This is a genomic window from Bradyrhizobium algeriense, assembly GCF_036924595.1.
GTDB lineage: Bacteria > Pseudomonadota > Alphaproteobacteria > Rhizobiales > Xanthobacteraceae > Bradyrhizobium > Bradyrhizobium algeriense.
In genome coordinates this window covers 3,340,972-3,353,501 of the sequence record NZ_JAZHRV010000001.1, presented here as the reverse complement: position 1 = coordinate 3,353,501, position 12,530 = coordinate 3,340,972, and the positions used below count along the sequence as shown (strand labels likewise).

The window sequence follows — 12,530 nt, the reverse complement described above, 5'->3', positions numbered from 1 at the left end:
CCCAACAAGAAACGAAAGAGCAATCCGTGAAAGACAATGACAATCTGACCATCGAACGTCCGACGTTCGTGACCCATCTCGAATGCGCGATGGAGGGCGATCACTATGCCGCCGACCAGATTCATAACCTGTCCAAGGTCGGCAAGCCGCTCCTGGTGCGCTATGACCTTGCGGGCGTGAAGACGGCGCTGACCAAGGACGCGCTTGCACAGCGCCCCGCCGATATGTGGCGCTACCGCGAGCTGCTGCCGGTCCGAAAAGTTTCTGACATCGTCAGCCTCGGCGAAGTCATGACGCCGCTCATTCGTCTGCCGAAGCTTGCAAAGAAGCTCGGTGGGGCTGAGATCATCGTCAAGGATGAGGGGCGCCTTCCCACCGGCTCGTTCAAGGCCCGCGGCCTGGTGATGGCGGTGTCGATGGGCAAGGCGCTCGGCATCAGGCACATGGCGATGCCGACCAACGGCAATGCCGGCGCGGCGCTGGCGGCCTACGCGACCTCCTGCGGCATCAAGACCACGATCTTCTGCCCGGCCGATACGCCGGAAGTGAACGTCAGCGAGATCGAGCTGCAGGGCGCCACCGTCTACCGTGTCAACGGCCTGATCGATGATTGCGGCAAGATCGTCGGCGAGGGCAAAGCAAAGGCCGGCTGGTTCGATACCTCGACGCTGAAGGAACCGTACCGGATCGAAGGCAAGAAGACGATGGGTCTGGAGCTCGCCGAACAGCTCGGCTGGGAGGTGCCCGACGTGATCTTCTATCCGACCGGCGGCGGTACTGGTTTGATCGGCATGTGGAAGGCTTTTGCCGAGCTGGAGGCGATCGGCTTCATCGGCGCGAAGCGGCCGCGGATGGTGGCGGTGCAGGCGTCGGGCTGCGCGCCGATGGTGCGCGCCTTCGAGAACGGCACCGAGCACGCGCCGCGCTGGGAAGATGCCCACACCATCGCATCAGGCATTCGCGTGCCGCAGGCGGTCGGAGATTTTCTTATCCTGCGCGCGGTCCGTGAGAGCAAGGGATTTGCGATTGCGGTCCCGGATGAGAAGATTTCTGCTGCGCTCAACGAAGTGGCGCGCGAGGAAGGCCTGCTGTTGTGTCCGGAAGGGGCGGCGACGTATGCTGCTTACCAGCAAAGCCTTGCCGACGGCCGCGTGACGAAAAACGATCGTGTCATGCTGTTCAATTGCGCGACAGGGCTTAAATATCCGCTGCCGCCGGTCACGCGTACGCTCGATCGACACAAGCCGATCGACTACGCAAAGCTCTGACTGTCGCGCGGCGGGATGTGATGGGAGCATGAGATGCGAAAGATCATTCTGGCCGCGATTGCAGTGTTGGCATTCGGCGGCGCCGCGGCCGCGCAAAACTTTCCATCGCGTCCCATCACCATCATTGTGCCGTTCTCCGCCGGCGGCCCGTCGGATGCGATGGCGCGGATTCTCGCCGAGCGCATGAAGGCCACGCTCGGCGAGCAGGTCCTGGTCGAGAACGTGACAGGGGCGGGCGGATCGGTTGGGGTCGGCCGTGCGGTACGCTCGCCGCCTGACGGTTACGCGATCAGTTTCGGCCATCTCGGCACCCACGTTGCCAACGGCGCGATCTACAAGCTCGGCTACGATCTCGTCACCGATCTCGAACCGGTCGCGTTGCTGCCGAGCAACCCGATGATCATCGTCAGCAAGAACGCGGTCCCGGCGAAATCGCTGAAGGAATTCATCGCTTGGCTGAAGGCGCAGCCAGCGCCGCCGACGGCCGGTACCGCGGGCGCGGGCTCCGGAAGCCACATCGCCGGGCTCTATTTCGAGAACGTCGCCGGCGTCAAACTGCAATACGTGCCATATCGCGGCACCGGCCCCGCAATGAACGATCTCGTCGCCGGCCAGATCGATTTGATCGTCGACCAGACTTCGAACTCGATCGGGCAGGTGCGCGCCGGCAACATCCGCGCCTATGCCATCACCGACAGCAAGCGCGTGGAATCCGCCTCCGACATTCCGACCGTCGACGAGGCGGGGTTGCCCGGATTCCACATGACGCTGTGGTCCGGCCTTTGGGTGCCCAAGGGCACGCCAAAGGACGTCGTCGCAAAGCTGAATGTCGCGGCAGTTGACGCCCTGAATGATCCGGCCGTGCGCAAGCAGCTCGAAAACCTCGGTCTGCAGATGCCGCCGAAGGACAAGCTCACGCCCGAAGCGCTCGGCGCCTGGCAGAAGACCGAGATCGAAAAATGGTGGCCGATGATCAAGGCCGCCAACGTCAAGGTGGACTAGCCCCGGATGCGCACGCGGACGAATGTGCAAGACCGGGGACCGGGAACCTACCGTTAGCACGGACGTTAGCGCTCTTACACGTATACGGAGCGCACAATGGCTGACAATGACAACCGACGGAAGGGCACAATCGGGCTCATTCTCGGCGGAATCATCGCAGTGGCTGCCGCGGCATTCATTCTCACCGGCGGGCAATTGGGCGGGGTTAAAGAAGTGACCAACGATGCTGACCTTGCGCCGGTCGCGCCCGGAAAGAAATAGTGTGAAGATGGATCGGTGAGTGTGCGGCGACCAATCGTGGCTGCCCCGTCACAACTTCACCGGCCGGCGGCCGGCAGCGGCGCCGCATTCACCTCCTGCGTCACGACGCGCTGGTCGACCTTCGACGTCACCGCGGGGTCGTTGTCAAACCGCACGCGGTAGACCGCCAAATTCTCAATCACGCGCTGGACGTAGTTTCGCGTTTCGGAAAACGGAATCCGCTCGACCCAGTCGACCGCGTCGACCGTGGGGTCACGCGGATCGCCATGGGCCTTGACCCAGTCCCGCACCCGGCCCCGGCCGGCGTTGTAGCCGGCAAAGGTCATGATGTGATTGCCCTTGTATTCGCTCAGCAGCGCGCTCAGTTCGGCGGCGCCCATTTGCGTGTTGTAGACCGGGTCGGAAACCATGCGGTCCCAGTCATAGCTGATGCCAAAGCGCTTGGCGGTATCGCGTCCCGCTTCCGGCGTCACCTGCATCAGGCCGACCGCATCCGCCGCAGACTTGTCGCGCTGGTCGAACGCGCTCTCCGTGCGCGCCACCGAATAAATCATGCTGTGCTCGATTTCGGGGGCGAGCTGGCGGTGCGGCGGAATGCCGATGGTGGGAAAGGCATAATGGTCGAGCGGCAGTCCGCGGCCGAGCGAGGGCTTTCCGACCTGCAGCATCGCGCGGGCGTCGTTGCGGCGGCCGGTGAGTTCGCCGAGCGCTTCGAGCAGAGCAACATCAGAGCTTTGTTCGCCGAGATCGGCGGCAAAATAGAGCACGATATCGCGTTCGCCGATCTCGTAGAGCATGTCGGCGGCGCGCACGCGTTCGTCCGTGGCCGAAGCATCGGCGGACGCGAGAACGGGCGAGGGCGCGCGCAGTTCGATCTGGCCGCGGCCAAGCCTGGCGCGCGCGAGCTGGCCGTAATAGGCGGTCGGGTAGCGGGCGGCCGCTTCATAGCTCGCACGCATCGCATCCGTCTGGCCAAGGGCTTCGGCCGCGCGTCCGCGCCAGTAGTTGGCCCGTGCCAGCACGATCGGATTGGCCTGTCCCTCATCGATGTGGGCGAAATGCCGGGCGGCGGTGGCGGGATCGTCGAGATAGCGCAAGGCGATCCAGCCGCACATGAAGTGGACATCGGCGCGGTAATATTCATTGTCCGGCGCGGCGGCGGGACGGACCACATCGTAGGCGGTCTGGAACTTGTCCTGATCAAGCAGCTTGCGGGCGAGCATGCGCCGCTCGCGCCACCATTGATCGGTGTCCTGCAGCGCCATGGTCTCTGGTGCCGCGGCCAGCATCAGGCGGGCCGCATCGTCAATGCGGTTTTGAGCGAGCATCCACTGGATCCGGCAAAGGGTGTAGCCGAGATCCTGCCGTGCCTCGGCTGCGACATCGTCGAGCGCATCCAGCGCCTTGTCCGCTTTTCCCTTGACCGCGGCACAGGCCTTCACGATCGCAAGCTCGTCGTCGCCGAGGCGCTTCGCGGCGCGCTTCGCGCCGGCGAGGTCCTTGGCGCCGATGCGCCTGTCCATGCGCGCACGGTGGTCGTCGCGGGTTAGAAGATCGCCGAACGTCTCGAGCGCTGCGGCCTCCAGGGGCTCCGACAATTCGTCCGATCGCCATGCGTCGCGGGCCAGCCGAGCCGCGCCGTCCCGATCACCCTCTGCGAGCAGCACGCGCGCCAGCGCCAACTTGCCCTTGGCACTTGTGGGTCGATCGCCAATGAAGCCGCGGACCGTCGCCGCATCGCTGCGCTGCTCCCACAGCCGCGCCTCTGCGCGCCGGCGCAGCAACGCGGTGCTCGGCCATTCCGGTTTGGCGGCGATGAACGCCGCGTAGCGGCTGAAAGTCGCGGTCGTCGCCGGGTGGCGCAGGATGAACCACTCGACGAGCTTCTGCGCCGCCGGGTCCGCGATCCTGTTCCTTATGGCCGTCGCCTCTTCGGTCTTTGCCTTGCGCGCGAGATCGATGGCTTCCTTCACCAGCGCAAGATCGCCCGTCAGCGGAGCTATGGCCTCGCTGGGAGCAGGCGAAGCCTTCGACGGCTTCGGCTTGCGTTGTGCGGAAGCGTGTTTGGCGTGCCGGCGTTTCCCGGACGCAGCGCTGCGATGAGGATGAGCCTCCTTCACGTGCGACTTCCTGGTCGCTTCGTGCGCCTTCTGGGTGTGTGGCTTATGGCTGGCCCGCGCGGTCGCATCCGTCGAGAAGAGGGCGAGCCCAGCTACCGTGAAAAAACAAGACAGCGAGCGTAAGCACCGGTTCATTCCATGGTCCCCCTGCGAAACCCACGTCACAAACGCCGTCAAAGCCAAGAGATCGCACGATGCTTGTGGCCTTGACCTGTTCGAAAGATGCCACAACCCAAGATTTGCAATTGTCACTTCAAGGCAACAAACGCGTGCAAAATGAGGCGAATGGGAATGGAACCCAACAGTTCCCGGCGTAACGCCGCGCAGTCGTGCCAATAAGGAATTCCAAGGCTTACGCCAGATAGCGGCGCGTGGCATCGCTTCGACCGCGGACGAAGCGGCGGATTAGCCGCTATGCGCACGTGGAGAAGCGAATGTCGCTATCGTGCGCCGGACGACGGGTCGCGCGAATGCGCGCCCAGTGACGAGCGCAACTGCGCTCGCACAGTGATGACAGGCTCCGCGACATCCGGGATTTTCGAAGTTTCCCGCATATCGCTGCGCTCTTGCGGCTACGCGATCGATACCCAGCGGCGCGCGAGCAGTGGGACCCATCCACGCAGTCCAGCGCCCGGTGATGATTGAATCGACACCGGACGCTGGAGGACAAGGGCCGGGAGGCGGCCCTTGTCCGTGATCGTGCCTTGTTGTTTTCGGCTTAGCCGTACATGGCCATGTTGGCCATCGCCGTCGCTTCATTGTGGTGGCCGCCGTCGGTGCCGCCACCAGCTAGCACGCCGTCGTCCTCCAGTTCGAAGTGCGCGCCGTTGAGTTCGCCCACCTTCTCGTAGGCGCCATATACCGTCTGGGTAACATTGATGTCGCTTTGCTTCACCAGGTTGCCGTAGACCGTGATGGTGCCGAGCAGATCCTCGTCATGGGCGCCGGCGTTGCCTTGCTGGCTGATGACGGTGATCACGCTGTAGTCGTTCTTGCCGTCGCCGTTGCTGTCCTTGTGCTCGATCGACTTGACCTCGGCGGTGTGCGCCGAGATTTCGATCTTGTCGCCTTGGGCGCGATTGAAGTCGCGGATCACGTCGTTGCCGAAGCCGTCGACCCAGTGATCGTGCGTGGCGCCGTTCTCGCCGGTCACGCCAACCCAGTCGATGGTGCCGTCGGCATTGACGTGCTTGGCGACAATCTCGTCCTTGGCGTTCACCATACCTTCGAAGCGGAAGGTATCGCCGCCAGCGCCGCCGGTGAGGGTGTCGTTGACCGCCTTGAACGCGGCGGTTTCTTCAGCGAAGATCTGCGTCGTGCCGTCCTGTGCCGCGACCATCTCGCCGGCATCCGATCGGCTGAGCAACACGTCGTTGCCGGTGCCGCCATCCATCCGGTCGGCGCCGAAGCCGCCGACGAGAAGATCGGCGCCGGAGCCGCCCGAGAGGTTGTCATTGCCCGAGCCGCCCCACACCTTGTCAGCGCCGGAGCCGCCATTGAGCGTGTCGTTGCCGGCCATGCCTGCGAGCGTGTCTTCCTTGGCACCCCCGGACAACATGTTGTTGCCGGTTGTCCCGTTCAGATGATCATGGTCGGAGCTGCCGCCGCCGAACCTAGCGAAGAAATCCTCGAAGCGGCTGTTGTCGAGGAAGCCGTTCAGATTGAAGCGTGCCATTATTCAAACCTCTTACTCAGAGGCCTCACGAACTACAAACGACCACCACGGATTTTGGGAATCGTGAAGTGATGCGCGCGGGCAAGACGTGAGGCGTGACTCCTCACCCGCATCGAAGGAAGAACAGCAAAACGGGCCCGTGACTGGACCTGCACGCGGCGGATTTGCGCAGGGTAGGGGCAATATGGTGACGCGAAAGGCATCCCTGCGATCCGTCTTCAGCGCAGCGGTCGCTTCCGCCAGCAATCAAAACCTCTGCGACAAATCGCGCACGACGTTGTTATGTCTTGCGTCTGAACGATAAGTCCACTGACCGCGCGTGTCATAGGCCGCGTCGTCACGTGGCGAAAGCTGGCGCAAAAAGTGCCGGCCGCACAAAAATGACGCGATCCCCTTCGAACACGATTGATGTCAGGCGTTGTAATTTTCAGTGGGCGCAATCGCGATTCTCACGATCGGCTGCTGCAGGGATGTGATTCGAATCGCATCTTGCGATTCCAAATCGCATCTTGCGATTCTCGGCGGCGCGTGGGTTGTCGCAAATTCGGTTTGGCCGCGCGATGACGTGCGCGAATCTCGCGTTGGAGAAACTTCTCCATCGATCGCCCTCAGGTTGTGACCGGCGCTCGCAATGGAGGCCAGTCGAAGCGGGCGGCGGGGGCGGCTTCGATAAAGCCAAATAAAGGTTGCCGCCGGGCCACGATTGTTGCGTGACCGCAACAGTAAGCGAACATTTGGTTAACCACCCCGCCCGCCTCTTGCTTGCGCCGCTTTTTGGCCACACCCCTCCATGAAACCATTTCTTTCATAGCTGATTGGCCTCAGCACCGGTGAAGGCGACGGGAAATTGCTCCCGAGACCGACACGAGATGGCTGGGGAAAACAGGTTTCGCGGATGGACGCCAAAACCGACATCAAGAAGAGGTTGCCGAGCCGTCACGTGACGGAGGGGCCGGAGCGCGCGCCCCATCGGTCCTATCTCTACGCGATGGGGCTGACCACCCAGCAGATCCACCAGCCTTTCGTCGGCGTCGCGTCCTGCTGGAACGAGGCCGCGCCCTGCAATATCTCGTTGATGCGCCAGGCGCAGGCGGTCAAGAAGGGCGTCGCGGCCGCCGGCGGCACCCCGCGCGAATTCTGCACCATCACCGTGACCGATGGGATCGCCATGGGCCATGACGGCATGCGCTCGTCGCTGCCGTCCCGCGAATGCATCGCCGACTCGGTTGAACTGACCGTCCGTGGCCATGCCTATGACGCCTTGGTCGGGCTTGCCGGCTGCGACAAATCGCTGCCAGGCATGATGATGGCAATGGTCCGGCTCAACGTGCCCTCGATCTTCATTTATGGCGGATCGATTCTGCCGGGCAATTTCCGTGGCCAGCAGGTCACAGTGCAGGACATGTTCGAGGCCGTCGGCAAGCATTCAGTCGGCGAAATGTCGGACGCTGACCTCGATGAAATCGAGCGGGTGGCCTGCCCCTCGGCAGGGGCGTGCGGTGCACAATTCACCGCCAACACCATGGCGACGGTATCCGAGGCGATCGGTCTGGCCCTGCCGTACTCGGCTGGGGCGCCAGCGCCTTACGAAATTCGTGACGCGTTTTGCTCGGCCGCCGGCGAGAAGGTTCTGGAGCTGATCGCAGCCAATATCCGGCCGCGCGACATTGTCACCCGCCGCTCGCTGGAGAATGCCGCCGCCGTGGTTGCGGCCTCCGGCGGATCGACCAATGCTGCGCTGCACCTACCGGCCATTGCGCATGAGTGCGGCATTAAGTTTGACTTATTCGACGTCGCCGAAATCTTCAAAAAGACACCGTATGTCGCGGATTTGAAGCCAGGGGGCCGTTATGTTGCCAAAGACATGTTCGAGGTTGGCGGCATACCGCTTCTGATGAAAACGCTGCTCGACAATGGCCACCTCCACGGAGATTGCATCACCGTCACAGGCCGTACGATCGCCGAAAACCTCAAAAGCGTGAAGTGGAATCCGCACCAGGATGTGGTGCGGTCCGCCGACAACCCGATCACCGTCACGGGCGGCGTTGTCGGGTTGAAGGGTAATCTCGCGCCGGAGGGTGCGATCGTGAAGGTCGCGGGTATGTCGAAGCTGAAATTTACCGGTCCTGCCCGTTGCTTCGATCGCGAAGAGGACGCCTTCGAGTCGGTCCAGAAGCGGACCTACAAGGAAGGCGAGGTCATCGTGATCCGCTACGAGGGGCCGCGCGGCGGTCCCGGCATGCGGGAGATGCTCTCGACCACGGCGGCGCTGACCGGGCAGGGGATGGGCGGCAAGGTCGCCCTGATCACCGACGGCCGGTTCTCCGGCGCCACCCGCGGGTTCTGCATTGGCCATGTCGGGCCGGAGGCGGCCGTGGGCGGTCCGATCGCCCTGTTGCAAAATGGTGACATTATCGAGATCGACGCCGAGGTCGGAATCCTTAACGTAAAATTGACCGACGCCGAACTCGCCGAACGTAAAACCAAATGGGCGCCTCGACAGACTAACCACACGTCGGGTGCGCTATGGAAATATGCCCAACAGGTTGGGCCGGCGGTGGATGGGGCTGTGACCCATCCTGGCGGTGCGCACGAGAAACAGTGTTATGCGGACATCTAGGCGTATCATTCTTGCGTTGATGCTGGGGGCCACGCCGGTGGCGGCTCCTGGATTCGCATTTGATGGCGCGCCGGTGAAGCCGGACGCCACGCTGCCCATGGGGAGCCAGCCCGCCGCCGCGCAAGCCGTCACGGCCCAGGCCCTGAAGAAGGTCCCGCCCGCAGCGCCGACGGCGACTGCGGTTGCCGCGTCCTCGCTGACTTCGCTGCAATACGCCGCCGAGGGTGGCCATCCCGTCGCGCAGTGGAAGCTCGGCCGGATGTATGCCGATGGCAATGGCGTCATCCAGGACGATCTGCGCGCCTTCGAATATTTCAGCCGCATCGCCAACGCGCATGCCGAGGACAGCCCGTCGGCGCCGCAGGCGACGATCGTCGCCAACGCCTTCGTGGCGCTGGGGCGCTACTACCTCAACGGCATCCCGAATTCCAAGGTCAAGCCCGATACCGATCGCGCACGGGAGATGTTCTCCTATGCCGCGTCCTATTTCGGCAACGCCGACGCGCAGTACGATCTGGCGCGGCTTTACCTGAAGACGCCGGACGCCTCGCGGGACGATTTCCGCTACGGCGCGCGCTGGCTTGGTCTGGCCGCCCAGAAGGGCCAGCATCAGGCGCAGGCGATGCTCGGCCAGATGCTGTTCAACGGCGACCGGCTGCCGCGGCAGGCGGCCCGTGGCCTGATGTGGCTGACGCTGGCGCGCGACAATGCGGCCCCCGACGAGAGCTGGATCCGCGAAAGCTACAACCGCGCTTTCGCCAAGGCCTCCGACGACGACCGCGCCACGGCACTGCAGATGCTCGAGCACTGGGTGCAGGGCAAGCGGGACTGAGCGGCGCTAGCCGATTTGTAGGGTGGGCAAAGGCGCTCTTGCGCCGTGCCCACCATCCTTCTTTCCGGATCGATCATGAGTGGTGGGAGCCTGTCATCACTGTGCGAGCGCAGTTGCGCTCGTCACTGGGCGCGCATTCGCGCGACCCGGTGGCTTTGCCCAACCTACAAACTGGCATGATCTGCCCAGCTACCGCGAAGCGACAATCCGGACAGCCGGCGTTCGTGCCGAATTTGCCTGTCGGCACTCCGTCGTCAACATAACCGGCCGACTGATAGAAGCGATGCGCCGTCTTGGTGCTTGTGAGCGCGCAGCGGCTGTTGCCGCGCTCCACCGCTCTGGCTTCGAGCGCGCTGAGCAGGCACGGCTGACGCCGCGAAATCGTGCACCGGGCGCCACGTAGTTCAGCGTGATCTCGCCTGCGTCCGTCACGGATCCCACCCCGAGGATCGCATCGCCCTCGACGGCGAGCAGGAGCGAGTTTCCAGGTTGTCGTGCCCATGCGGCCACGATATCCGGCGTCTTGTTGGCCAGCCACGCATTCAGGATCGCCGGATCGTTGCGGTGATCGGCAACGCATAAGCGGGAGATCGATTCTCTCAGGACATGGCAGGCCGCGACGGCGTCTACGGGCGCAGCATCCCGAATCGCCACCATTGCCGCGCCTGTCCCGCTCAAGCCGTCTCCAGGTCGAAATCCGCCCACACCGGCACGTGGTCGGACGGCTTCTCCCAGGCGCGCACGTAGCTGTCCACGCCGACATTGGTCAGGCGGTCGCTGGCCTGTGGCGACAGCAGGAGATGGTCGATTCGAAGGCCCCAGTTCTTCTGCCAGGCGCCCGCCTGATAGTCCCAGAAGGTGTAGAGGTTTGGCTCGTCGGTCACCGCGCGCAGCGCATCCGTCAGCCCGAGGCCGAGGAGGGACTGGAAGGCCTCGCGGGTTTGGGGACGGAACAGCGCGTCGTTGGCCCAGGCCGCGGGGTTATAGACATCGCGAGCAGCCGGAATGACGTTGAAGTCGCCTGCGAGCACCAGCGGCTCTTCCGCTTTAAGCCGCTCCTTCGAATACTCAAGAAGGCGCGACATCCATTTGAGTTTATAGGGATATTTGTCCGTATCCGGCGGGTTTCCGTTGGGCAGATAGAGGCAGGCGATCCGCATCACGCCGGTCTTCAGCGTCACCACGCCTTCGAGGAACCGGGCATGGGCGTCCTCGTCGTCGCCGGCCAGGCCCGATTTGGTCTCGTCGAACGGCAGCTTCGACAGGAGCGCGACGCCGTTGAAAGTCTTCTGGCCGTGGGTGACGACGTTATAGCCGAGCGATTCGATCTCCAGCCGCGGGAACGCCTCGTCCACGCATTTGATTTCCTGCAGGCAGACGATGTCTGGCGAGGTCTCCCTGAGCCAGGTCAGGAGATGGTCGACCCGCTGCCGGATCGAATTAACGTTCCAGGTTGCAATGCGCATGAAATGGCTCGGGATTGTAACTACACATTTTCTGGCAGTGGCATACCATGTGCAGCGAGGCTGTGATAACCGTTTAGAAATAAGGCGCAATCATTGCCGTCAAGGGGCAGGAGAGAACCGTCCCGTCCTTTAGGACTGGCGGGCGTGAAAAAATATGAAAAAACGTACCTTGATACTTCTTGCCGGCGCGGTCGGCATCGCTGCCGCGGCGGGTTTCATCACCCGCTCCTCCTGGATGGGCGGCAGCAGCAGCGCCCAGGGCCCGCAGCGGCCGCGGATGGTATCCGTCGAGCTGGCCAAGGCGGAGCGCAAAGCCATGCCCGTCGACGTCGACGCGATCGGCATGGTGACACCGATCTCCAGCGTGGCGTTGAAATCGCGGCTGGAAACCACCATCGTCGCGGTGCACTTCGAGGACGGCGCCAAGGTCAGCGAAGGCGATCTGCTGTTCACGCTCGACAGCCGCCAGATCGACGCACAGATCGAACAAGCCGAGGGCGTGCTGGCCAGGGACCATGCGCAGCTCGAGGGTGCCCAGCGCGACCTCCGCCGCTTCACCGATCTCGTCGGCAAGGGCGCGACTACGCAGGTCAATGTCGACAACGCTAAAACGCAGTCCGACATCCTGGCCGGCTCCATCAAGGCCAATCAGGCTGCGCTCGACAATCTGAAGGTCCAGAAAAGCTACACCACGATCCGCGCGCCGTTCGCGGGGCGCATCAGCGTCGCCAATGTGAAGGTCGGCAATTTCGTGCGCCCGGCCGATACCACTCCGCTTGCGGTCATCAACCAGATGGCGCCAGTTTACGTGACCTTCGCGGTTCCGCAGCGCGTGCTGGTGGATCTGCGCGAGTCCATGGCCAAGGGTGCCTCTGGCGTCACCGCGACCATTCCGGGCCGCCAACACTCCGAGACCGGCAAGATCGCGATGGTCGAAAACACCGTGGATATGGCCACCGGCATGGTCACCGTGCGCGGCATCATGAACAATGAGAACGAGAGTTTGTGGCCGGGGACGTTGGTCGCGGCCAAGCTCATCATCCGCAGCGAGGATTCGATCGTGGTGCCGACGGTTGCCGTGCAGCGCAGCCAGAGCGGTAATTTCGTCTTCGTGGTCAAGGACGGTGCCGCCAAGGTCCAGCCGGTCAAGGTCGACCGCACCGCGCAGGGCTTGTCGGTGATCTCGGAAGGGCTCGCCGGCGGCGAAAGCGTCGTCGTCGACGGGCAGCTGCTGCTGTCGGACGGAACGCGGATCGAGCCGCGGGCCAAAAAGGCCGGAGCGTAAC

Annotated in this window: 10 protein-coding genes; 6 read left to right on the top strand and 4 right to left on the bottom strand. The window is 63.4% G+C overall.

The features are described from left to right. Positions 1 to 26: 26 nt before the first annotated feature. The 3 genes from V1286_RS16530 to V1286_RS16520 all read left to right on the top strand — a co-directional run bounded on the left by V1286_RS16530 (position 27) and on the right by V1286_RS16520 (position 2,531). Positions 27 to 1,268: a threonine synthase gene (locus V1286_RS16530; RefSeq protein ID WP_334481017.1), complete on the top strand. Its 1,242-nt coding sequence runs from the start codon at positions 27 to 29 to the stop codon at positions 1,266 to 1,268. A 33-nt stretch (positions 1,269 to 1,301) separates the two neighbouring features. Beyond that, complete coding sequence (locus V1286_RS16525) at positions 1,302 to 2,270, top strand: tripartite tricarboxylate transporter substrate binding protein BugD (protein ID WP_334481015.1); 969 nt, start codon at positions 1,302 to 1,304, stop codon at positions 2,268 to 2,270. 96 nt (positions 2,271 to 2,366) lie between these two features. Beyond that, positions 2,367 to 2,531, top strand: coding sequence for a hypothetical protein (locus V1286_RS16520; protein WP_247786312.1), 165 nt, complete (start codon positions 2,367 to 2,369; stop codon positions 2,529 to 2,531). Positions 2,532 to 2,587: 56 nt separating this feature from the next. Here the strand turns inward: V1286_RS16520 and V1286_RS16515 are convergent, their stop codons facing one another. Continuing rightward, complete coding sequence (locus V1286_RS16515; RefSeq protein ID WP_334481013.1) at positions 2,588 to 4,786, bottom strand: lytic transglycosylase domain-containing protein; 2,199 nt, start codon at positions 4,784 to 4,786, stop codon at positions 2,588 to 2,590. A 583-nt stretch (positions 4,787 to 5,369) separates the two neighbouring features. After that, a complete protein-coding gene (locus tag V1286_RS16510; RefSeq protein WP_334481012.1) occupies positions 5,370 to 6,326 on the bottom strand; it encodes a calcium-binding protein in 957 nt (318 codons plus the stop codon). A gap of 895 nt (positions 6,327 to 7,221) precedes the next feature. On the opposite strand from V1286_RS16510, the gene ilvD reads away from it, so the two are divergent. Both ilvD and V1286_RS16500 read left to right on the top strand, forming a co-directional pair. Then, positions 7,222 to 8,946, top strand: a complete 1,725-nt coding sequence (ilvD, locus tag V1286_RS16505; RefSeq protein WP_108516012.1) for a dihydroxy-acid dehydratase — start codon at positions 7,222 to 7,224, stop codon at positions 8,944 to 8,946. Next, positions 8,933 to 9,778 carry a tetratricopeptide repeat protein gene (locus tag V1286_RS16500; protein ID WP_334481011.1) on the top strand — a complete coding sequence of 282 codons (846 nt, stop codon included), beginning with the start codon at positions 8,933 to 8,935 and terminating at the stop codon, positions 9,776 to 9,778. The genes ilvD and V1286_RS16500 overlap by 14 nt, the downstream gene beginning before the upstream one ends. Before the next feature lie 189 nt (positions 9,779 to 9,967). Here the strand turns inward: V1286_RS16500 and V1286_RS16495 are convergent, their stop codons facing one another. After that, positions 9,968 to 10,456, bottom strand: a complete 489-nt coding sequence (locus V1286_RS16495; protein WP_334481010.1) for a hypothetical protein — start codon at positions 10,454 to 10,456, stop codon at positions 9,968 to 9,970. Further along, the gene (xth, locus tag V1286_RS16490) at positions 10,453 to 11,244 is read right to left on the bottom strand and encodes an exodeoxyribonuclease III (protein ID WP_334481007.1); all 792 of its coding nucleotides are present in this window, start codon (positions 11,242 to 11,244) and stop codon (positions 10,453 to 10,455) included. The genes V1286_RS16495 and xth overlap by 4 nt, the downstream gene beginning before the upstream one ends. 154 nt (positions 11,245 to 11,398) lie before the next feature. Between xth and V1286_RS16485 the strand changes: the two genes are divergently transcribed. Next, the gene (locus V1286_RS16485; RefSeq protein WP_334481006.1) at positions 11,399 to 12,529 is read left to right on the top strand and encodes an efflux RND transporter periplasmic adaptor subunit; all 1,131 of its coding nucleotides are present in this window, start codon (positions 11,399 to 11,401) and stop codon (positions 12,527 to 12,529) included. The last annotated feature ends 1 nt before the right edge of the window (position 12,530 follow it).